This is a genomic window from Pseudovibrio sp. WM33, assembly GCF_001623165.1.
In the GTDB taxonomy this organism is placed as follows: domain Bacteria; phylum Pseudomonadota; class Alphaproteobacteria; order Rhizobiales; family Stappiaceae; genus Pseudovibrio.
Genome location: NZ_LMCK01000014.1, coordinates 31,037 through 53,749, shown reverse-complemented (window position 1 = coordinate 53,749; position 22,713 = coordinate 31,037). Strand labels below are relative to the sequence as shown.

Sequence of the window (22,713 nt, the reverse complement as noted above, 5' to 3'; positions counted from 1 at the left end):
AACACGAGGCTCGATTTGTTGCCTAATTATCCTCCAGTTTATGTAAAAAGAAATTGGAATTTTTGAAATTCCTCTGTTAGTTGTGTCCAATAAATTTTCTAGTTTGCAGGGAGAAAGCGTTAATTCGCTGCAAAGTTTATACAGATTTGATTGGTAGTCATGGACGCTCATTACCCGAAACAAGAACATGCTTATAGCAAGGGCATACTCTCAAAAATTGACATTAGCTCCATGTGGTTTGTATGGGTGATCCTCCTATTCCATGCTGCGATCTATACTGCTGCTTCGACATTGGTAGCATCCAATTTGCCTTTAGATGCAGTTGAATCGCTGTATTGGGGTAAAGAGTGGCAACTAGGCTATTTTAAACATCCGCCTATGTCTGCATGGATGATTGATGCAGTAGTTCAACTATTTGGCCGTGCAGATTGGGTAATATTTGCAGCCGCTGAAGCTTGCACAATCCTAGCAGTTCTTCCCGTAGTCCTAATTGTGCGGGAGCGTTTCAGTGCCAAGGCAGGCGGTTATACTGTACTTGCAGCATTTCTATCTCATTTTACGACATTGTCTGCTGTCGAATACAATGTGAATATGGGTTTTTTACCATTTTGGGGATGGATGGTTTATGCCTTCTTGAAGGCAGAAGAGAAAGACAAACTAGTTTGGTGGGTAGTCTTTGGTCTGGTCAGTGCCGGAGGAATGCTGGGAAAGTATACCGCTGCCATATTTCTTATGAGTGCAGTCCTTTGGGTCCTTGCTCGTCGACGGGACTTATTAGTTCGGCCTGGGCCATACCTTGCTGCTCTGGTGTTTCTTGCCGCGATTGGGCCGCATCTCATATGGTTAGTGCAGGCTGATTTTATTCTCATTGACTATGCTCTGGGGCGTACAGGGAGTAGCAATGCTGCATGGTATCGTCACATAACCATGCCTCTCAAGTACTTAGCAGAATTTGCTTACTCCGTTGGGCCAATGCTGTTGGTGCTCGGAATTGCTGCTGGATGGAAAAAAGTAAAGTCGATTTGTTTTTCTGATTTGATTGGCGGTGTGCGTCGTGTTTGGGCAGACAGCTTTTTATTTGCAGCAATAGGACCGATACTGGTTATAACGCTTCTTTCATTGGTGTTGGGGGCAAAAATCAAAACGGTTTGGTCTATGCCACTTGGTGTAGTTTTTGCCGGATTGATTGGTGTTGCTGCTGCATCGTTAGAGGTTGAACCTTTTAAAAGGCGCTTCTTAATCTCGTGGGGCACTCTTTACGCTCTTCTGCTTATAGTTTTTGTTGCAATCATGGTGATCGCACCGTTCGTCAAAAAATATCCAAAACGTATGCTTCACGACGGTCCAGCATTGACGCGTCTTGTTGAAGAGCATTGGGCAACTCACGAAACAAAACCCTTTGAGTATCTCGTTGGTGATCATTGGCCTGGTGGATCTGTAGCTTGGTATGCTGCGGTAAGACCAACATTTTTTGAACGTGCAAGCCTGACTTTCTCTCCTTGGGTTGATGAAAGAGATCTTCAATCCAAAGGCGCGGTCTACGTCGACTATAAAGAACCCAAGGCCAAGGTTGCTGGCATGTGTGTGATCGCTCCTCAAAAAGTACGTTGGCCTGCTCCTGGCGGTAGAGTTTACAAAAAACACCCTGAAGTTTGGATCGCTGTTTTGAAACCTGCATTAGGTCCAAATGCTGTGACATGTGAGGGCGAGTGACCATGAGTGAAAACACCCTTACACTTGCAGTGCCAGTATTCAACGAATCTGAGTCTTTGGAGGTCTTTCACCAGCGTCTTGGAAAAGTTGCTGAGCAGCTCGTTGATCAGTTCGCGTTAAATATCGAAATTCTTTACGTAGACGATGGTAGCTCTGACGGCAGTCCCACGATTATGAACCAGCTTTCGAGTGGCCGGTTCAGTGTGAAAACCGTTTGCTTTAGCCGCAACTTCGGCAAGGAAGCTGCGCTGGTGGCGGCAATAGAACGTTGTCAAAAAGGTGCAATTGTTTTTCTCGATAGTGATGGTCAACATCCACCTGAAATGTTGCCTGAGTTTGTTCGCCGCTGGAAAGATGAAGGCAATGATGTTGTCTATGCGGTTCATAATAAACGGCAAGATCATCCGATCAAACAGAAGCTGGTTGGGATCTTTTATCGCTTGATAAATGCAGGGAGCAGGTTCGAGATTCCTGCAAACGCTGCTGACTACAAGCTGCTATCTCCTCGTGCTTTGGAAGCGTTGAAAGCTTGTCAGGAACGCATTCGTTTCTTTAAAGGCCTTTCTACTTGGATTGGCTTCAAGCAGAGCGCGATTGAGTATGAACCAGAAGAGCGTATCTCAGGCACCACCAAGTGGAACTTTTTGAAACTGCTTAGTTTGTCGTCCGAAGGTGTGATCTCGTTCTCAACGGTCCCTTTGCGGGCAACGATGTTTCTGGGGGTGGCTATCGCTATTCCATCGTCGATATACGGTTTTTGGATAGTGTTGTCGTCACTGCTGCTTGGCAATAATGTACCAGGATACTCATCCCTGTTCACCGCAACAGTCTTTCTAGGCGGACTTCAGTTGATTTTGCTAGGAGTCGTTGGAGAATATGTCGGGCATATGCTGCGTGAAATTAAGCAGCGTCCGATTTACATCGTCGCAGAAGAACATAGCCAAAGCGCTCAAACAACCGAGGTTGCAAATGCGCTTGGTGGCTGATGATTACGCCTACACTTCGGAAATCAGCAAAAGCATTCTGTGGTTGTTGGAGAACGGTAAGATTCAAGGCACCTCGTGCATGGTGGTCACAGATGCATGGCCAAAGGATGTGACAGCATTAAAGGCGCTGAGTGAGCAGAGGCCCGATATCCAGATCGGGCTTCATATAACGTTGACAGGGGATTGGCTTAAGCCGTCATCCTCAGCTTTAGAATGGGCTGCGTTCTCAACAATGCCGCAGCTTTTGCTCAAATCGCACTTACGCAAGTTGAATACCTGTCAAATCGAGAAAGAGATTGCATCGCAGATTGAGAATTTTCAACGCGATTTTGGCCGTCTTCCCGATTTTGTAGATGGTCATGAGCATGTACATCTGTTTCCCCAAATCCGAAATGCATGCGTCAAGGCATTGCATGCTGTTGGGTTTAAAGGTTGGGTGCGTCAGTGCGGGGGCCCGTTAAAGGGTGTTTTGAAGCGACCTCATCGTTTTAAGTCGTTGTTCCTGAACTACCTCAGCTGGTTGTTTAAGAAACAAGCTGATCGCTATGGCATTCGCTATAACAGGGATTTTGCAGGCATCTACGATTTTTCGATGAAAAGTGATTTTAGCGGCTTACTGGAAACATGGCAGCAGACTGCGTCTCAGGATAGTGTTTGCATGTGCCACCCAGGGGTCGCGCATTCTAACTCACACACTCCAGATCCAATTGCTCAATCGCGCGAACGCGAGATGCGTATCCTGTCGGAAGCAACGCGATAACAATTGCTACGAAGAGGCTGGATACAGCTTGCGACCCAACTCCTCACACCAACGCATTGAGCATTAGCCCCTGTTCAGGGTATTCAGGTGGTGTTGGCGTCACTTCGGGTGATTCAGTGTGGTGAGAGGGTTAGGTGTGGTTTTATTTCGTCGGGCTTCAGAATTTGCGATAAGTCAGCTGCATCAGGTTATGGTTCTGGCGTTCTCCGATTATGTCATCCAGATGGATATGCCGCTCGCCGACTTCGAGCGGATGATTATGGCACGAGGCTTTGACGCGGAGTTGTCCTGGGTGGCCACCGACAATGAGCAGTTGGTTGGCTTCTGGTTCATTGGCAAGCAAGGCGCTTATCCTGGCACCCTCTACGCAGTCTCCACCGGAACCGTGCCACAGGCTCGAGGCAAGGGCATTGCGAGCAGGCTCTTTGCTAAAGTGGAAGAACACGCAGCTCAGCGGGGCTATCATCACATCCAGCTGGAGGTGATCACCAGCAACACGGCAGCCGTAAAGGCCTACGAAAAGCTCAGCTTCCAAACGCAGCGCGACTTTCAGTGCTTCAGCTTGCACAAAGCAGCATTTGCTGAACGGGGCTTTGAGCATACACCAGCACTCACTGACTGGGCTGAGATTGAAACGAAAACCGCTGAACTGTGGGAGTGTGCACCAAGCTGGCAAAACACTACCTTTGCAATCCGCGCACTTGCAGAGGGCGGCGCAACCTACAAGATTGAGCAGGATGGGCAGCTGGTGGCCTACATCGCGTTCACCCGCAAAACGGGCGCAGTCATGCAAATCGCTGTAGCTCCGGACTATCGCCGTCAGGGCCATGCCTCTGCGTTGCTCAAAGCTGCGTTTGACAGTGTGAGCAAAGATGCGCTCACGTTCATTAATGTGGATGAAGGGGATGGGACCATCATGCAGGCCCTGTCAAAACTGGGGGCAACAAAAACACTGCAGCAATATGAGATGCATAGAGCATTGCAAACAAACACAGCTCATGGTCAAGAGAGCATGCTAACCACCCCCTAACTGGCAATTCTCATGACACAACTGCGCCGCTCTCTCTGGTTCTATCTCAGCTCGTTCATCGTGATCTATACGATGGTGCAGGTGGCTGTAACTGTGCTGGTCTATCACTATGGCATCAAAGAAGCGGGCAATCTGTTCATTGAGCTCGGTTTGCCTGTGGTTTTGGTCAGCCTGATCTTTGTGCGCCGCGAACATAAGGCACCAACCGGCTCTGTGTACTGGGGCTTGTTTGTCGGCTCTCTCACAGTCAGCATCCCCATTTCCATGATGGTGCGCGGCTATCTGCTGTCCGGCAGTGATTATGCTGGTGCGCTCAGCCCGGTCCCGTCCTTTGCCGGAGATGAGATGGAGCTCTTCTTCATCATTGATCTGGTGGTCCGCGCACTTGCGTTTGGCATCGGTTACGGGTTTTTCGCCCGTCTGCTGTGTGATGCACAAAACCGCTCGAAAGAGCCGAAGTAACTCTCCTGAACCACACAAATCCTGAAAATCAGTGGCTGGCGGAACCATCCTCCGGCCTGCTTTGCTGTCTGCATCCACTGCGTGTTCCCGAAAAAGAACCCGCGGTCGTTGGAGGGCGAACAGGCCTGGGAAAAGCCTGAAGCTGCTTGGTGATCCTGACGCTAAGAGACGCTGCATTATGAGAATTTTTGCATAAATGTCATTTGCTTTGCACTTGCTAACACGAGTTAGCAGGTGTAGTTAGCAGGAGAGAAGAACAATCGCGAGTCGAAAGGGGAGGCCGCGTATGAAACAGACATGTTACGCTGGCATTGATGTCGGTTCTGCAAGTGCACGTGTAGGACTGTTCAATGAAAATGGAGAGCGGCTGGCCTTCGCAGTCCGGCCCATCAAGCAGTTCCATGGGCGTACCAACTTCGTAGAACAGTCCTCCGCAGACATCTGGCAGCAGATTTGCGCGGCTATGAAAGAGGCGATGGCCAAGGCAAACGTGTCCGCAGACGAGGTACGCTCGTTGGGTGTGGACGCCACCTGTTCACTTGTAGCCGTAGCGCAAGATGGCAACCCTGTCTCCGTCGCTGAAAATGGTGATGCTGATCAGGATATCATCATGTGGATGGACCATCGGGCTGCCGAGGAAACGGCGCTGATCAACGCTACGGGTGATGAGGCACTCAAATATGTGGGCGGTGAAGTCTCCATTGAGATGGAACTGCCGAAAATCCTCTGGCTCAAAACCCATTATCCAGATCGTTACACCAACACAGTCCGCTTCTTTGATCTGGCCGACTATCTGGTCTGGAGAGCAACAGGAGCAGATGCCGCCAGCACCTGTACGCTGACCTGTAAATGGAACTATCTGGCCCACGAAGGCCGCTTTGCGGAGGATATGCTGCAAGCCGTTGGCCTGCATGATCTGCCGGAAAAAGTACCGGAGAAAGTACTGGATCTGGGGCAAGCCGCAGGCGGTCTGTCAGAGCAAGCTGCAAAGGATCTCGGCCTCAATGCAGGAACACCGGTTGCTGCTGGCATCATTGATGCACATGCAGGTGGTCTGGCGCTTATTGGGGCAGAACCGGACGGCGGTCTTGCCATCATCAGCGGCACTTCAAACTGCCACATGATCGTCAACGAAAAACCAGTCATGGTGCCAGGCGTCTGGGGCCCGTACTGGGGCGCCATGCTGCCGGGGTACTGGCTGGGCGAGGGCGGACAGAGCGCAGCTGGCTCTCTGGTGGAATGGACCATCCGGCAATCTGACGCCTATGACGAGCTCAAAGCCGAAGCTGCCAAACAGGACATGCACGAGATCGCACTCCTCAACAACTGGGTGCTGGATCTGGAGGCACGGGAAGCGAACCCGACCCGTGGCCTTCATGTCCTCTCTGACCATCACGGCAACCGCTCGCCACGTGCCAATCCGCATGCAAAGGGTGTTGTCTCCGGCCTGACGCTGGAAACGGGCCGGGATGCACTGGCCCGCCTTTATCTGGCAACACTGCAATCCATCGCTTATGGCACGCGCCATATCATCGAGGAGATGACCAAGGCCGGTCATAGTATCACCAAGCTGTTCATGTGCGGTGGAGCCACCAAAAACCCGCTCTGGCTCAGAGAATATGCCAACATCACGGGCCGTGAAATTCAGCTGGCGGAAGAAGAAGATGCCGTCACGCTGGGCGCTGCCATTCTGGGTGCTGTTGCCTGCGGAGACTTCAAAGACATTCCATCAGCCAGCGCAAAGCTGGTGCGTGTTGGTGGTCTCATCAAACCGGTGCGCAGCACCGCAGAGTTCCACACTGCCAAATATCAGGTCTACCTCAATCTTTACGACAACCATCAGCACCACAAGGCGCTCATGGAAAAAGCCATTTAAATATCAAAACAAGTTCAGGAGGACACCACGTGCTCAACCTGCCACAGGCCCCAGCGCCTATCTGTGTAGCGGACAAGGAAATCCTTGTTGTCACCAATGCCGACCTTCGTGAAAGCGCCAACGTCGCTTGTTGGCCAACCTTTGAGGATTACGCGCAGCGGTTGGAAACTGCGCTGACCGCACAAGGCTTCAAGATGAAGCGTGCCCATGAGTATGATGCAGCGCGCGGTCACGGCTTTATTTCTTCGCAAAAAGAAGGCTCAGAGCTGTTTGCGCGGATTGATCCGGAAGCCCCGCTCATCGTGTTGCTCACTGCATGGCAGTACTCACACCACATCGCTCCATCCCTTGCCAAGCACAAAGGGCCAATCCTGCTGCTTGCCAACTTTGATGGCACATGGCCGGGTCTCGTTGGCATGCTCTGTATGGCAGGGTCTTTGACAAGCCTTGGCGTAGACTATTCCCGCCTCTGGTCCCAGTCGTTTGAGGATGAGTTCTTCAACTCAAGCCTCGCCTCATGGCTAAAGGACGGCAAACTCAGCCATGACACCTCCTATCTGCAAGACGTCTCCGCAAACCATGCGGTTTTGCAAACCCCAGCTGGTCAGGCAGGGCAACAGGTAGGCGAGTACATCCTCAAGAACAAAGCCATCCTTGGTCTGTTCGATACCTTCTGCATGGGCATGATGAACGGCTACTTCCCGGTCAAAGCTCTCACAGATATCGGCATGCCGCTGGAAAGCCTCTCTCAGTCTGCGCTTCTGGTGGAAATGGAGAAAGTGCCTCAGTCTCTGCGTGAGGAATGCCTGAAGTTCTACGAGGACCGGGGCATGACCTTCAAGTTCGGCAGTGATGATGCCACTGAACTGACCCGCGAGCAGGTGTTGGAACAGTGCGCCATGATGATCGCCATGGCCCGCTTCACCACCCGTTTCGGCCTCTCTGCGGTTGGCGTGCAGTACCAGCAGGGCCTGAAAGACAGCTGCGCAGCCTCTGACTTTGCTGAGGGAGCCATCGGCTCAACTGTGCGTTTCCCGATCCCGGACGAAGACGGCACCATCATCTGGGAAGGCAAACCAATCCCGTGCATCAACGAAGTGGACATGGGCACGGCCATCCCGCAAACCATGATGTGGCGCCTGCTGGATGCCATGGGCCTGCCTGCTGAAACCACACTGCATGATGTACGCTGGGGCAGTGAGTATGAAGGCACCTTCTATTGGGACTTTGAAATCTCCGGTTCTGTTCCCTTTGAGCATTTAAAAGGTGGCATCGCAGGGGCTACAGGCTATCGCCAGCCAGCCATGTATTTCCCTAAAGGCGGTTCCAGCATCGCAGGCCAGTGTAAGGCGGGCGCGTTCTTCTGGGCACGGGCGCATTATGAGGGCACACAGGTCATCATGCACATCGGCACAGGCCACGCGGTTGAACTGCCGGAAGACGAGTTTGAGCGTCGCCGCAAAGCAACCACCTACGAGTGGCCACTGATGAACTGCACGCTCGATGGTGTTGGTCGTGACGACCTTATGGCAGGGCATCAGTCCAACCACATCACGGTGGCTTATGTACAGGAAGACAAGCTGCGCGATGTGCTTCAAGCGTTCGTGGCTCAGGCACTGACACAGGGCATAAATGTCAAGATCGCAGGCTCTGCGAAAGGCATGCTCTAAAGCGGGGATGAGAGAGTTTGAGCATCACGCGGTGCTCAAACTCACGCTAAGCTGCGGGATATCCACGGACACCAGCCTGCACCTGCCATATTCTGCTTGGCAATTTGAGGAAGGCTGACTACCACTCAACAGTTGAGCGTATCTCCAAAAATGCTGAATGCATTTCGCAAAAAGGATATACGCCAGAGCAATGGGTTAGAGCGTACTCCGCCACCGCAGGCAAGCGAGGAGGGGCTCTGAAAAATCAGGGCGAGAAACGACGCAATGGCCAAAAAGCCGGATGAAATTGCAAAGGCGCTCGGCGTCTCCATCACCACAGTGCGACTGGTGCTGGGCGGCAAGGCAGAAAAGTACCGCATCAGCAAAGCAACCCAGGCCCGCATTCGTGAGTATGTGGAAGAGCATGGCGTCAAATTCGACCTGACCGCCCGCAGCCTCAAGCTCAAACGCACAAACACGTTTGGCCTGATCATCCCGCGCCTTGCCAACCCGTTCTTTGCCAAACTCTCTGAAGAACTGGAACACCGCTGCCGCGAAACCGGTTATCAGCTCATCATCAGTTGCTCCAACTCAGATGAGGAGACGGAGAAGGAGCTGGCAAACGGCCTTGTTCAGCGTAATGTAGACGGCCTGTTTGTGGTCTCGTCCACCTCCGGCAGCCAGCAACATCTGGGAAACACCATCACCAAACCTATGGTGTTTTTGGATCGTGATTACGGCAACACCGATGCTCCCATTATCACCTCCAGCAACTTTGAAGGTGCAAAAGACCTGACGACAGCCATTGCGAAGGCTGCGGGAAGTGAGCCAGTCTACTTCCTGATCGGCGGCAGCAATCAACCCACCATCATCGAGCGTGCACGTGGATATCTGGATGTTATGCCGGAATACGCAGGCGATGACTGGACACTCCGGTCGGCCCGCAACCGCACGCAGGATGGCGAGCAGATGATGCAGACCCTTTGGGACAAGCTCGGCACTGCCCCACAAAACCTGATGGCCACCTCTTTGCCTGTTTTGGAGGGAGCTTTAGCAGTCTTGCGCGAGAGGCTCGGGCATATCCCGACTCAGCTACGCCTTGCCACCTTTGATGATGACAAGATGCTGTCCTTCCTGCCTAATGAGATCTGGTCAATCAAGCAGCAGGAGCCTGAATGGGCAGAAGCTGCGCTGCAGGCCATGACCCAGACCATGAGCAGTGAGCAGCCACACAGCAAAACCATTGCGACCCGCCTGATCCACCGGCCCAAAGATCAGTAATCCGTCACTATTTGTGGCGGAAATACGGCGGAGAATTATACCTCTGAAAACCATGGGATCGGAAGAAGGTGCTCATTCCGCTGCGTAACCGTTATATTCCTTAGGTATGTAGAGCAGGCAAATGCGTTAGTCTGCCTGCGGCTATGGTACTCTTTGGAGACGAACTTGGGCTTATCCCTGAAATGCACACCGGATTTCGACAGATGGATATGCGCGAAAACAAATAGTTAGAGCATTGCCGGATGCCCTGACCAGCTGGGAGCATGTAGATGGATACTATTGGGCCAATCCAAAATCGCATAAGTCGTTTCTTTATTGATGTCGACGACCGGAACTGGGAGTCCGTCGAAGCTGCGATGACTGGCCGTGTCCATCTGGATTATTCCTCCTTCGGGGCAGGGGAACCTGTTGACCTGACGCCGGAAGCAATCACAACTGCATGGAAAGAACTGTTGCCCGGGTTTGATCAGACCCATCACCAGATCGGCAATGCACTCGTTGAATCCAAAGAGCAAAAAGCCACTGTCAAAGTCCATGCCACCGCCACCCACTTTATTGATGGAGCAGAAGGCGGCGATATATGGGTGGTCTATGGCACCTACAACATCGCGCTGGTGCATGAAGGTGGGGAATGGAAAATCAGCAGCATCCAGTTCAACTTCAAGTTCCAGGATGGCAACATGGATCTGCCAGTGATCGCGCAGGCCCGCGCGGATGAAAAAGCCGAGTAACCAGCAATAGCATTTTTAGTCTGGGCGATTGCCCGCAGGCCGCATATAACAGCAGGTGTGATACTGCCGTAACTGGCGTGATAGGACCTGCTTATGCTGCTGAACTTGCTTTCCAAATGCACCTTAGGGGCGGCTCTCCTCATCGCGCTGGGCGCAGCCGCAACAAATGCACAGGATAAGCCCGGCAAATCCGAAAAATTCTTTCCCGGTATCATTGGAGAGGACAATCGCGAAATCATCGACAGCTGGGATAAACCATGGAACGCCATTGGCCGGGTGAATGTTGCCGGGTTCCGTTCCCGTTCAATGTGCTCCGGTACGCTGATCTCGGATCGAATGGTCATCACCGCAGCTCATTGCCTGTACAACGCCCGTACCGGCAAAGCGCACGTTCCCTCCAAAATCAACTTCGTGGCCGGGGTGCGTCGGGATAAGTTTATCGCCCACACCACAGCCGCCTGCACCTACTTGCTGGATGGCTACACCTTCACCTCCCGCCCGACTTTGAAGCATGCCGCAACCGATGTAGGCGTAATCATACTCTCAAAACCGCTGGACGTGCCGCCGATGTCGGTGATCAGCAATTCGCCGGAAGTCACCCAAAACCTCGACCTCACCAGCGCCGGATATGCTCGGGATCGTCCGTTCCTGCTGGCCGCCGATAAAAACTGCAAGCTGCTGAAAGACCGTGGCAACCTCTGGCTCACCAGTTGCGACACCAACTACGGCGGCTCCGGCGGTCCGGTGATGGTGGACGAAGGCGGAGAACTCAAACTCACCGCCATCATGGTCGCCTCCGCCCAAAACAAATTCTCCATCGCAGTGCCAAAGAATACCTGGGCGCACCTTCTCGAGAAAACCACCTGCGAAGGTAAATAAGCTTAAGCCTGCCTTTACCTTAAGCCCAACACAGCCTCACACACACCGATCCAGCCCGTCCTGTCTCTTGTTGCCAACGAAAACAACAAGGGACAAACCCATGAGATTTCTGAGTATCCTTGCAGCAATTGCTGCTTTCCTATCGATTTCGGTTGAGGCAAATGCTGCCCTTCAACAATGCCGAACCATTGACAGCGTTATTGCTTCATCTGAGCTGGACACAAATCGAGACCAAGGCGGACATATCACAAAGCATGTGATCAACGAAGGCATTTTCAGCAGTGATGCAGATGCACAAGCAAAGCAAACAGACACATTTTTCCTGGATGAAGATCAGTATGAAAGCGTAGAAGCTATTTTCCTCGCAGGGGGTGTAGGTAATTGTGAAACCACAGGCTCTGCTGCCAACGTAGTGATTGACCTGGTACAGGCAGATTTTGCAGCTAAACCGGCTGCATTTATTGGATACAATTGTAAAGCTGGCTCAATCCTCACTGATAATAATCCATTTGCTGCTGGTCCACGGGTGTATTGTGGCCAGGAAGGGACATCTTTCACACCATCACAAATCCGGTTTGTTATGAAATGGACGGGTGAAAAATGGGTAATTCGAACGGCATTTCCGATGCCTTAAAATGAGTTGGGCGCAGCACCACGCTGCGCCTTCCACTATGGCGACGTCTTAAGCCGCAACACGCTTTGCCAAATACCGCTCCCGCACATCAATGATACAGCGCTGTCTCGACGACTGACTTACCTCGTGTGGAGCGAACTCGGATTCCACACCATCCAGAAAATCCACTGTTTGCCTCAGCAGCCCGAGCTGGTCATCTGGGAACCAGTGAGGCTCGGTCTCTGTCATCTTCTCAACGTACCGCACACCAACCTGCTTCTGGAAGATCGTGTCCGGCTGGCCGTCACGGGTGCAGATGCCATAGGTGCCGTTGAGAAAGTGACCCCATGTGCGCTCCTCCAGATCCCCGTCAAACGCGCTCAGCACCTCAGGGTAGGACACATGCAAGCGAGATCCCAGCTCTCCGGAAAGAAATGCCTCTTTGGCATTGCGGAAACGGGAGAGGAAAAACGCCTTGGTAGCCTGTTCCTGTGTCAGGCCAAAGCACTGTAAATCCTCAAACCAGCGCCGATGGCTCTTCAGGTGGAAGCGATAAAGCTCCCGCTCCTGATGCTGACCGAGGAACGAGACACACAGTGAGCTGTTGGTAAACAGATAGGAGGCCGCAGGCATCACCCGCCGCTCCAGCAGGCTCTGCCAGTCCGCGGATGAAAGGCCAAGCAGATCCAGAAACACCTGTTCCTCATAGAACTCCGAATAAAGATAGTTGAGCAGCAAGGTACGCTCCTAAAGCAAGAGATGGAAAACCCACCTCAAGCTCTAACCCACTTCATTCATGTAATGTTTCGATACGGATCGAACTAAGCTAGCCGGCTCGCACCTGGCTCAAAACGCCTGCGCCTCGTCCGAACACTCTGAGAGGCTAGTGATTGCCAGCCTTCTATGTTGATGGGGACCGGCCTATGTATTCCACGGAGCGCCGATGTTGATTAAAATGCGCTTGGGAAGATGGGCGCCGTAGCTGATGTTGGTGGAAAACCCGCCTTGGTCATCAAACGGGTATCCATAGGCAAGACCATTAATACTCACACCAATGAACTCATTAACATTCCAATTTCGATGCAAGAAGCCTGAATACGAATTGCAATTGACGGCTCCTGATGTACGCAGTGCTCCATAAAACCGATGGGGTGAGGCAGGCTCTGTCGAGTTCGTGTCTAAAAAACCCGTCGCCTGATGTTTTGCGGTGTTCTCTACCTCGCCAATCAGAACAAAATCGTTGTCGCTGACCTGGCGATAGATTCGCACTGCTTTGTATAGCTCAGGTCTCTGTGGCAACCATGTTAAACCAACCTGCGCCGCTTCGGATAGTTCAACTGTTTGCGGCACCGACAACGTTGTCTCGCGCCCACCGCTCAGCACACCTGCCAGATAATAGGTATAGATCGACGGTGGCACATGCGTGATCATGTTGTTGTTCACGTTGACCGTGGGCTTTGCGCTGAAGGTGTAAAGGCAGGTGTATTGCTGCGGCGTCAGCACGGTTGCCTCGTCATAGGCAACACCGCGATTGATGGCGGAAACAATGACATTTTCAATGTTTGCTAAACCAGCGGTTGCCAGTCCGGCAAAATGAGTTTGGGAACTGGCATCCGTATCATGGCCTGAAGCAAACACACCACTACAGGCAAAGACCATTTGTGATGGGCTCAATGTGTGGTTCTGCATCCAGGAAGGAGCTGGCGGAATTTTGTAAAGGCCCAGTTGTGGCACCACCATGGAAAGAAGGTCTGTGTTCTCCGCAAAATATGGAAAATACACATTAATCACTGCACCTTCATACTCAGCAGAGCTCAAAGTTGTCATACCTTTGATATTGCTATTACTCAGGTCAGCAGGATCATAGGCATTTCCGACGAGTTGCAGCACAAAGTACTCCGTCTTGCCATCACCCCAGGTCCATTTTGCATCAATGCATGTGCTTGTGCCTTTGGAATTGATGTACTCCATCGAAGTGATTTTCTCGCCGCATTTGGGCATCACTTTTTGCACTGAGCCACGCCAAAGCGTTCCATTTTGCTTCTTTTTCTCCTGAGAGTCTTGGTAGAGCCAGAAATCTTTCGTGTAGTAGTGGCCAAAAAAGCCTTGAAGCACATCATCAAACCACATGGAAAGCGGGTTGAACCCATAATCAGTTCTGTGCGGGTGCAGGTCTTTGTTCTTAACGCGGGTTGTATCGTCCACATAAACATAGCCAGATTGTGCGTTCCATTGTGTGATGCTCATCTCTGTGAGCAGCTCATACGCGCTCAGATCGGCTGGAGCTGTTTTGGTGCCTTTGGGTTCTCGTGCTCGATACAGGCGCAAACCTGTCGAAATCGGGTTGTTTTTTTTGTAGGGTCCAGGAAACGCTGTCCCGTGCTTCAGCCAGCCGATATGGACTGCATTCAGATTTCCTTTGAATGCTCCTGGGAAGACTGGCGCGGAACCTGCAGTTTCAGTCGTTTTGCCATCACGTTCATAGGTCTCACTTACCCGGTAAAAGTAAGCATACTCTGGAAAGTCTTTGTCTGCGTTCGCAGATGTTGCAGGAGCGAGGCCGCAATAAGAGGGCGGTTTTGGGGTTGTGTTCTTTTGCAGAATATCTTGTGGCGCAACAAGCTGTCCGGTGCTTTCTTGCAAGCACTGGTAAAAAGCCGCTTGTTGACCTGATGAATCAAACACCTTCTTAAAGCGCTCAATTAACTCATTCTGGCTGAGTGGGATGCCCACGCAAGTGAGAGGGAAGGGCGCTGTATCACTGTGAGCCGTAAAAGGAAAGCTGATCTGATCAACAACAGTGATGTCCACATCGAGTGATTGTTTAGCACCTGTCTTGTCAGGCGCCGTATAGGTCACTTCAAAAAGCCCAAAGCACATGTCTGGATTACCATCTGGTGTTGGAGCAGACGGCTTATTCTGGCTGACAGGAACACCCGCAGAGGCCCCGAAAAACATAATGACAGCACCACTTCCTAGCGATTGGTCCGTCGGCAGGTTGATTGTGAACGTGCCATCCTTCAGGTTTGTCGGCTTGTTCAGGCAAGCTGTGTTGATCCCGTTAGTGCTGCCATTAAAGCTGACATACTTGTTTGAGGCGTCATCCCAGTAAACCCATTCCTTACCTTGCTGGCCATAAATCGCATAAGTGAAGCACTCTTTTGTGTGAGGCAGTTTGAAGTTCATAGCCGGGAACTCGCCAGAAGAAACCAACTCGTACCGACCTGCGATGATATTGGGATGTTTCATGGTGCTCATAACGTGAATTCCCTTTCCCCAGTTGATGACGAAACGCATTTGAAGATGACGCGCAATACGTTGATGTGTGCCAAGAATTAGTAGAGAGGAGCGTAGCTAACGCTGTTAGGCCTGTCTTGCTCCAAGCGGTTCAAGGGTAAAGTGCCATTATAAATTGTAGGTCGCATCTAAACCGTTTCTGCTCCAAAACAGAGTTATTAAGCCTAACGTGCTTCATTGCTTCAACAGCGTTGCCATCAGTTTTCTACTGTCAATTTGCCGGGTTCAATTTGTCCCAAATAACTGAAAGGGCTGGCAATCAGAGCCTACATTTTGTAAGAGGCCTGCAACATTAGTTTTTGCAGATCAAACGCATGGCTGCGCCCAAGAAAGCCGCGCCGCGTTTTTTGGCATCTGCAGCATCAAAAGTGCAGGAGTTTGCCTGCAAAAGGAGGCTCTATGAGCACAGCAGGCACGGAAGCCTATAAGGCACGCCGCACATTCGCGATCATCTCTCACCCGGATGCCGGTAAAACCACACTCACCGAGAAGCTGCTTCTGGGTGGTGGTGCGATCCGTGCTGCGGGGCAGGTGCGTGCGCGTGGTGAGCGCCGCCGCGCCCGCTCTGACTGGATGAAGATTGAACAGGAACGCGGTATCTCCGTATCATCCTCCGTGATGACGTTTGAGCGCGATGGCATCCTCTTCAACCTGCTCGATACACCGGGCCACGAAGACTTTTCTGAAGACACCTATCGTACACTAACCGCTGTTGACGCAGCCATCATGGTGATTGACGCTGCAAAGGGTATTGAAACCCAGACCCGCAAACTGTTTGAAGTTTGTCGCCTGCGCGATATTCCAATCATCACCTTCGTCAACAAGATCGACCGTGAAGGTCGCCACCCAATGGAAGTCATTGACGAGATTCAAGAGGCACTGGCCCTTGATGTGACGCCAATGAGCTGGCCTGTTGGTATGGGTTCCGACTTCTTTGGTGTTTACGACCATATCGGCAACCGCTTCTTCACCTCTACTGAGGGCCGCGGTGGTGCTCTGGATACCATCAAAGATGTTAAAGGTCTGGAAGACCCTGAGTTGGTTGGTGAACTGTTCGACAACATCCGCGAAGAACTGGAAGAAAACGTGGAACTGGGCGGCGCAGGTTACCCTGAGTTCGATCACGAAAGCTTCCTGGAAGGGCATCTGACCCCAGTCTTCTTCGGTTCTGCTCTGCGCGATTACGGTATCGACCAGATCCTCGATTTCATCGCCGCATATGCACCACCTCCACATTCTCAGCCAGCAACGGGTGGCCGCACCATCAAGCCGGAAGAGAAAAAGGTAACCGGCTTCGTGTTTAAGGTTCAGGCCAATATGGACCCCAAACACCGTGACCGCATCGCGTTCGTACGCCTGTGCTCCGGTACATTCAAACGCGGCATGAAGCTCAAGCATGTGCGTGCTGGCAAGCCAATCACCGTGTCCGCCCCAATCTTCTTCTTTGCAGAAGAACGAGAGATTGCGGAAAAGGCCTATCCGGGCGATGTGATCGGCGTGCCAAACCATGGCCAGCTGCGTGTGGGCGATACCCTGTCAGAAGGCGAAGAAATCCACGTCACTGGCCTGCCAGCATTCGCACCTGAAATTCTGCGCCGCGTACGCCTGACAGACACCATGCGCGTCAAGCAGATGCGCCGTGGCTTGGAAGATCTGGCAGAAGAAGGTCTGGTGCAGATCTTCAAACCAGCCATTGGCACCAACTGGATTGTCGGTGTTGTGGGTGTGCTTCAGCTGGACGTTGTGGTGGATCGCCTGAAAGCGGAATACCAGACAGAAATCGGCTTTGAGACCGCCATGTACAACACAGCGCGCTGGATCGAGTGTGAAGACAAGCTCAAGCTTGATAAGTTCCTTGAGACCAACCGCGCGCATGTGGCATTGGACCGGGACGACAAGCCTGTTTATCTCTTCAAAAACGCTTGGGAAGTAAGCTACATCGGTGAAAAGAACCCTGATATCGGCTTCCGCGAAACCCGTGAAATTGTGCACACGTCTTAAGCTTATCTCCGAAAAGCGGTTTGGACTAGAATACGCCTACAAATAAAGCCTTGGGCTCGGCGCGTGACTTGAGTGAACGCGACAGGCTCCAGGGCAGCAAGGATAAGAACAAGATGAAAGATCCAGCTCTCGATACATTGCTGCTGCCATTTGAAGACGGTCTGCTCAATTTCTTCGAAGAAGGTGCCGCTGATCAAAAGGCACTCTTCCTGCGTGCCCGCATGGGCTTTGCCATGAATGGCATCGCCAAAGACCGCCTGATCTGCCAGCAGACATTCGCTCCAGACAGAGACAATCTGGAACGCGCTGGCTTCACAGTTGCACCAGAAGTTGACGGCCAGTACCCGCTGGTCATGCTGCTGCCTCCGCGCCAGCGTGACGAAGCACGTGCACTCATGGCAAAAGCCGTGAAGTCCGCAGTAGAGGGCGGTATTGTCGTTGTCAGTGCCTCCAACACAGAAGGTGCCAAGACTGCTGAAAGCGATCTCACCAAATTGGCAGGCAACACCGGCAAGGTCTCCAAGAACAAATGCCGTGTGTTCTGGGCAGAAATTACACCAGAAACCGTGAACCACGAGCTGGTGGAAGAATGGTCCAAACTGGATGCACCGCGCGAAATCATGGAGGGCGAGTTCGTCAGCCGTCCGGGCGTGTTCGCATGGGATCATCTGGACAAAGCCTCTCAGCTTCTTGTTGCAACACTGCCAGAGAAACTGGCGGGCCGCGGCGCTGATCTGGGCTGTGGTTTTGGCTACCTGACCCGTGAAGTTGCCAAACGCGAAAAGGTCAAAGAGATTGATCTTTATGAAGCTGAAAAGCGTGCGCTGGACTTGGCTGAGCAGAACCTGAAGGGCAAGACCGGAGAGGTCGCGCTGGACTTCATCTGGCAGGATGCCACCAAGAAGCTGGCACGCACCTACGACTTCATCTTCACCAACCCGCCATTCCATGCAGGTGGCAAGCAGGACCGTGCAGATATCGGGCAGGAGTTCATCAAGTCCGCCGCCCGTGGTTTGCGTCCATCCGGTCATCTGTGGTTGGTCGCCAACCGACACCTGCCATATGAAGCAACACTGGATAAGGTGTTCGCCTCCTACGAGATCAAGGCAGACCAGAACGGCTACAAAGTCATTCGTGCCATCAAGGCGAATAAATAAACTTGCGGCTTTGAGTTAGGAACTAGGCATGAGACTTGTAAAGCTATTGGCAAATCTGGGATACGGCAGCCGCAAAGAAATGCAGGCCGCCATCCGCAATGGTTGGGTCACTGATAAAGACGGCAACCCAATCAAAGCCGATAGCAAGCTGCCTCATGAAGACATCCTGTTTGATGACGAGCCGCTGGACCCACCAGAGGGCTCCGTCATCCTGCTCAACAAACCGCTGGGTTACACGTGTTCCATGAAGGATCGCGGACGTCTGGTGTTTGATCTGCTGCCAGACCGCTACCGCGTCCGCAAACCAGCTCTGTCCTTTGTGGGCAGACTGGACAAGGACACCACAGGCCTGTTGCTGTTCACTGATGACGGCAAACTCCTGCACCAGATCATCTCACCCAAGGCAGATGCTGCAAAGATCTATGAGGTTGAGCTCGATCGTCCGATGACAGGCGGGGAAGCGGATCAGTTTGCATCCGGTGAAATGATGCTGGAGAACGAGACCAAGCCGCTCAAACCAGCAGAACTGGAAGTCCTGAGCGAAACAACAGCCCGCCTCACTCTCCACGAAGGCCGCTACCACCAGGTCCGCCGCATGTTCGCCGCCACCGGCAACCACGTCACCAAACTCCACCGCGCCCAGCTCGGCAATCTGACCCTTGACGGCGTGGAAGAGGGGAGCTGGAAACTGCTCTCACAAGACGACATCGACAAGATCTTTGGCTAAAGTCCATCCCGCCACTAACAATCCCGCACTCGATGCGGGATCTATACCTACGAGACTCTAAGGATCACTCAAGCTCCCAATTCTGCTCAGGTTGTCAGACCAGAAGATGAACAAGGGCTTGGCGTAAATGTTTTTTGCTGGCACGTATCCGACTTCTGAAAGAACGCGGCTGTCCAGAGAATTGTCTCGGTGGTCGCCGAGCATAAAATAGTGGCCTTCAGGGACACGATATATTGGCGTGTTGTCTAATGCGCTATTTGAGTGAGCATCAAGGATTGGATAACTCATCCCGTTGGGCAAGTGCTCTAGCATCTGTGGTACTCGGAATGTTGTACCATTCGGGCTAGTCACGACGAAATCAGGAAGTGGACTCAGCTCGAGAGCTTTTCCCTTCAAGAATACGTGTCCCTCAGTTAGTTGGATTGTGTCGCCTGGCAAGCCTATGATGCGTTTGATGTAATCAGTCTCGCCATCGATGGGTAGTTTGAAAACGACAATATCACCGCGCTCGGGTTTGATGCGGTCAAAACCGCCTGCATTAGCGACAATGTAATCACCCGAAAGCAAAGTTGGTGCATTGCTGCTGGATGGAATAAAGAATGGCTCCACCTGGCGAAAGGAGGCGAATGGCTGATCATAAATATTCAGCGAGAATGGGAACAAAAGCCATACTACAAAGTAGACCAACCCCCGATTGTAGACCTTGAGAGAGTAGTTTTGCTGATTTCTGCACAAAAGCAATAGATCAATAAACGCGATTATGTAAAAGCAAACTAAAACTGCCGAAACTGCAACAACATACAACCCGTTATCAATGTATCTTGGGAGCGGAATGAGTGTAAAAATTAACCCTGACCATAAGAGCGAAAAAAATAGAACAAAACGCTTTGGTCGTCCTAAATAAAGGTATCCAGCGCCTGTAAAAAATTGGAGCAGCAAAGCTACCCACCATATGCGTTGCTTAATAAATAACCTACTCATAGTGGCAGTTGTCATGCCAGAATCCCTGTTCGGGTATAATTTTACCCATTGATATCACAGATTGTATCTCGCGCAAGCCACACTCACAGAGCCTAGATCCCAGCCCAGTGCCCTCACCCTGGACGGCGTCGAAGAAAGGAGCTGGAAACTGCTCTCACAAGACGATATCGATACGATCTTTGGTTAGTCGCAGATCTGTGTAAGTATCCAATTACATTAGTTACTCATGGTTCTGTTTAAAGCTAAAAAGACTAAAAACAGACATCGAAGCGAACATACCAGTACCTGCGTGAACCACGTAAATAACTATATGATTAAATATGGTGGGATCATCTAATATATGTTTATTGAGTGGGTAGTAACCGCCATAATAAAATGGAAATAGAAATCCAATAATAGAAGCAATAGCGGCTGTTATTATTGATTTATTGTCAAAGTCATAAATTTTGCGAAAATTACACTTTGCGGAAACTATTGGAATAGCTACGGTCATAAAGAAAAACCACAAGGCAAAAAATATAAAAGCATATTGTTCAATAAACGGCGTTGGATCAGGTGAGATGACTAAAAGGTATTGGGCGACCACGTAGGCGCAAGGTGGTATGAAAACGATACCTATGATACTTGCATATTGTAACTTTGTTTCCCACTTATTCATTTCTTGCTTTGCTTCCATGTACCAATATCAAAGCTGATCATTGCAGCCCACTAGCACTGCCCTTCAGCATCCTTTTGTATCTGTGACGGGTGTCAATCCAACTGCCCCCAAAGGGTGCATTTACGCGTAATGATTATCAGCAGCAGCACCAATAAACAATCTTGAGTTGTGCCGAAATCCTCGGCTAAAGCGAGGTCGTTTCACCGCCCAGCCTTCTCCCGCACCATCTCCAGATGCGCCTGGATCTTCTCCTCATACGCCCAGGTGGAGAGCAGGTTGCCGAGCAGTTTCTGGTTCGGCGTGCGCAGGCAGATCATGTAAAGCTGGGTGTCCAGCGCCGCCATCCACACCAGCGGAACCCACAGCGACCAGCAGGCGACCTCAGCCAGCACATACCCGCCGGACTGTACAATGACCCAGTTTGTTACCCAGTAAATCCCGATGGCATAGATGATCGTCAACGCGCTCATCAAAACACCCGCAAGCAGCCCCCAATAGAGCCCCTTGCGTGCCCACAGCAGCAAAGACAGGTAGACGCCCCACATCCTGAATACGGTCAGGAGGTGATAGAAAAACAAGCGCCTGAATATCCAGCCGAAGACCATGAACCTCTCGCGAACCAGCCAACACCGCCAAACCCTAAGGCGGCGCCTCTTAACTCCGCGATAAACCGCAGGCGCAGTTTGACGGCAACCCGCTTACCAATCACAGGGGCTTAAGAAAGAGGCCGCACCGGAATGCAGATCACCGCAGATTGTGGCCCCGTCTCACCGGTCATGGAAGGGTATAGCTGGAAGCAGGGGATGTTTTCCGGCTCGTATCCGCTCAATGGCAACCACGTGCCATACATATATTCCCAAGCGGCCTGCGATTGATCATGGGTGATCACAAAGTGTCCGCAGGCATAACGCCCGCCGCCAACCACCATCTTGCCCACTTCGCCCTCAACATTCGCTGGTCCGCGCAGCGTCAGGCAGGAGCTGAAACGCATCTGCTCCACATCGGTCACCTGCGGATCATCGTGAAACAGGCACATCATCTCCGCCCCATGCATCAGCCCGCGCGGTCCGGCCCATGCCATCAGCGCGCCAAACGCCTCGCCAAAAATCTCGGGCCGTTCCTGAAAGTTGCCCGTCCGGCGCACATAAGCCACCGTGCGCGGCTCCAGTTTGCACACCTCCACCTTGTCCGCAACCAGCTCGCTCGCAGGCCGTTCCAGCACCATGGTCTCACCATCAAACGCCTCAACGGACGCAGTCGCATCCCGCCGCCACTGGCTGGCGGACATGCCAAACCGTGCCTGAAACGAACGCGCAAAGGTGGAGGGTGAGGCAAAGCCCATGTCCAGCGCCGCATCGGTAATGGAGATGCTGGCATTCTGCTTCAGCCGCCGCGCGGCCTTTTCAACCCGCACCCGGCTGGTGAACTGATTGACCGTCTCTCCGGTCATGGCCTTGAAGATACGGTGAAAGTGATAGGGAGAAAAACACGCCGCATCAGCAATCTGGGCGAGGGAGAGGTCCTCGCAGATGTTCTGCTCAATATAATCCATCGCCCGGTTAATCCGCTGCTTATAGATGTTCTTCTGCAAAGCTTCATGCCGCGTCGTCAGCCTCCCATACTCGGCAGAAGCTTACAACATCCTGCGCAAAAGAGGAGCCGGAATTTGGGGAGGGGAAGGGGCAAAACATCAAGGGTACAGCTCTGTTAAAACGAAACACCGCCCAAGCTTAAGCGGTCATGGTGCACCATTCTTTGCAATTCTTGCTATGTTTGCATCCCACATGCCACAGCCTGAAAAGGCGCTGGCCTGCGAAGGGATGACAGCTCCGCAGACCAGCAGGGCACCCTTGGCGGCAATGCGGGGTGTAAGCGCGTTCCGCCTCCGGCACCACAGCGGCTGGCACACGAG

General features: G+C 52.0%; 20 protein-coding genes. 14 read left to right on the top strand and 6 right to left on the bottom strand.

Annotated features, from left to right (window positions below):
• Positions 1-159 precede the first annotated feature (159 nt).
• From PsWM33_RS03365 to PsWM33_RS03315, 11 genes are all read left to right on the top strand, one after another.
• The gene (locus PsWM33_RS03365) at positions 160-1,713 is read left to right on the top strand and encodes a glycosyltransferase family 39 protein (RefSeq protein WP_063299210.1); all 1,554 of its coding nucleotides are present in this window, start codon (positions 160-162) and stop codon (positions 1,711-1,713) included.
• A gap of 2 nt (positions 1,714-1,715) precedes the next feature.
• Positions 1,716-2,699, top strand: coding sequence for a glycosyltransferase family 2 protein (locus tag PsWM33_RS03360; protein WP_063299209.1), 984 nt, complete (start codon positions 1,716-1,718; stop codon positions 2,697-2,699).
• Positions 2,692-3,459: a ChbG/HpnK family deacetylase gene (locus PsWM33_RS03355; protein ID WP_193778358.1), complete on the top strand. Its 768-nt coding sequence runs from the start codon at positions 2,692-2,694 to the stop codon at positions 3,457-3,459. The genes PsWM33_RS03360 and PsWM33_RS03355 overlap by 8 nt, the downstream gene beginning before the upstream one ends.
• Positions 3,460-3,595: 136 nt before the next feature.
• Entirely contained in the window at positions 3,596-4,489 is an 894-nt protein-coding gene (locus PsWM33_RS03350; protein ID WP_208994367.1) for a GNAT family N-acetyltransferase, read from the top strand.
• Between the two features lie 12 nt (positions 4,490-4,501).
• Positions 4,502-4,951: an ABZJ_00895 family protein gene (locus PsWM33_RS03345; protein WP_063299207.1), complete on the top strand. Its 450-nt coding sequence runs from the start codon at positions 4,502-4,504 to the stop codon at positions 4,949-4,951.
• Positions 4,952-5,237: 286 nt separating this feature from the next.
• The gene (locus tag PsWM33_RS03340) at positions 5,238-6,827 is read left to right on the top strand and encodes an FGGY-family carbohydrate kinase (RefSeq protein WP_063299206.1); all 1,590 of its coding nucleotides are present in this window, start codon (positions 5,238-5,240) and stop codon (positions 6,825-6,827) included.
• 29 nt (positions 6,828-6,856) lie between these two features.
• Positions 6,857-8,497: a signal transduction protein gene (locus tag PsWM33_RS03335; RefSeq protein WP_063299205.1), complete on the top strand. Its 1,641-nt coding sequence runs from the start codon at positions 6,857-6,859 to the stop codon at positions 8,495-8,497.
• Positions 8,498-8,761: 264 nt separating this feature from the next.
• Positions 8,762-9,757 carry a LacI family DNA-binding transcriptional regulator gene (locus tag PsWM33_RS03330; RefSeq protein ID WP_063299204.1) on the top strand — a complete coding sequence of 332 codons (996 nt, stop codon included), beginning with the start codon at positions 8,762-8,764 and terminating at the stop codon, positions 9,755-9,757.
• 269 nt (positions 9,758-10,026) lie between these two features.
• Positions 10,027-10,488 carry a nuclear transport factor 2 family protein gene (locus tag PsWM33_RS03325; RefSeq protein ID WP_082826854.1) on the top strand — a complete coding sequence of 154 codons (462 nt, stop codon included), beginning with the start codon at positions 10,027-10,029 and terminating at the stop codon, positions 10,486-10,488.
• A 105-nt stretch (positions 10,489-10,593) separates the two neighbouring features.
• Positions 10,594-11,367, top strand: coding sequence for a trypsin-like serine peptidase (locus PsWM33_RS03320; RefSeq protein ID WP_193778357.1), 774 nt, complete (start codon positions 10,594-10,596; stop codon positions 11,365-11,367).
• Positions 11,368-11,467: 100 nt separating this feature from the next.
• A complete protein-coding gene (locus PsWM33_RS03315) occupies positions 11,468-12,001 on the top strand; it encodes a hypothetical protein (RefSeq protein WP_063299203.1) in 534 nt (177 codons plus the stop codon).
• A 48-nt stretch (positions 12,002-12,049) separates the two neighbouring features.
• Here the strand turns inward: PsWM33_RS03315 and PsWM33_RS03310 are convergent, their stop codons facing one another.
• Together PsWM33_RS03310 and PsWM33_RS03305 are read right to left on the bottom strand one after the other, a co-directional pair.
• Positions 12,050-12,718, bottom strand: a complete 669-nt coding sequence (locus PsWM33_RS03310; RefSeq protein WP_063299202.1) for a DUF6058 family natural product biosynthesis protein — start codon at positions 12,716-12,718, stop codon at positions 12,050-12,052.
• Between the two features lie 183 nt (positions 12,719-12,901).
• Entirely contained in the window at positions 12,902-15,238 is a 2,337-nt protein-coding gene (locus PsWM33_RS03305; protein WP_063299201.1) for a hypothetical protein, read from the bottom strand.
• A gap of 438 nt (positions 15,239-15,676) precedes the next feature.
• Between PsWM33_RS03305 and PsWM33_RS03300 the strand changes: the two genes are divergently transcribed.
• The 3 genes from PsWM33_RS03300 to PsWM33_RS03290 all read left to right on the top strand — a co-directional run bounded on the left by PsWM33_RS03300 (position 15,677) and on the right by PsWM33_RS03290 (position 19,162).
• Positions 15,677-17,278: a peptide chain release factor 3 gene (locus PsWM33_RS03300; protein WP_063287413.1), complete on the top strand. Its 1,602-nt coding sequence runs from the start codon at positions 15,677-15,679 to the stop codon at positions 17,276-17,278.
• 113 nt (positions 17,279-17,391) lie between these two features.
• A complete protein-coding gene (locus tag PsWM33_RS03295; protein WP_063299200.1) occupies positions 17,392-18,435 on the top strand; it encodes a class I SAM-dependent methyltransferase in 1,044 nt (347 codons plus the stop codon).
• Between the two features lie 28 nt (positions 18,436-18,463).
• Positions 18,464-19,162 (top strand): pseudouridine synthase, encoded by a 699-nt coding sequence (locus PsWM33_RS03290; protein WP_063295709.1) that lies wholly within the window; start codon positions 18,464-18,466, stop codon positions 19,160-19,162.
• 57 nt (positions 19,163-19,219) lie between these two features.
• Here the strand turns inward: PsWM33_RS03290 and lepB are convergent, their stop codons facing one another.
• The 4 genes from lepB to PsWM33_RS03270 form a co-directional block, all read right to left on the bottom strand.
• Positions 19,220-20,158 (bottom strand): signal peptidase I, encoded by a 939-nt coding sequence (lepB, locus tag PsWM33_RS03285; protein WP_063299199.1) that lies wholly within the window; start codon positions 20,156-20,158, stop codon positions 19,220-19,222.
• Between the two features lie 205 nt (positions 20,159-20,363).
• Entirely contained in the window at positions 20,364-20,819 is a 456-nt protein-coding gene (locus PsWM33_RS03280; protein ID WP_153039890.1) for a hypothetical protein, read from the bottom strand.
• A 182-nt stretch (positions 20,820-21,001) separates the two neighbouring features.
• Complete coding sequence (locus PsWM33_RS03275; protein ID WP_063299197.1) at positions 21,002-21,406, bottom strand: hypothetical protein; 405 nt, start codon at positions 21,404-21,406, stop codon at positions 21,002-21,004.
• Positions 21,407-21,516: 110 nt separating this feature from the next.
• A complete protein-coding gene (locus PsWM33_RS03270; protein ID WP_208994366.1) occupies positions 21,517-22,392 on the bottom strand; it encodes an AraC family transcriptional regulator in 876 nt (291 codons plus the stop codon).
• Positions 22,393-22,713 lie beyond the last annotated feature (321 nt).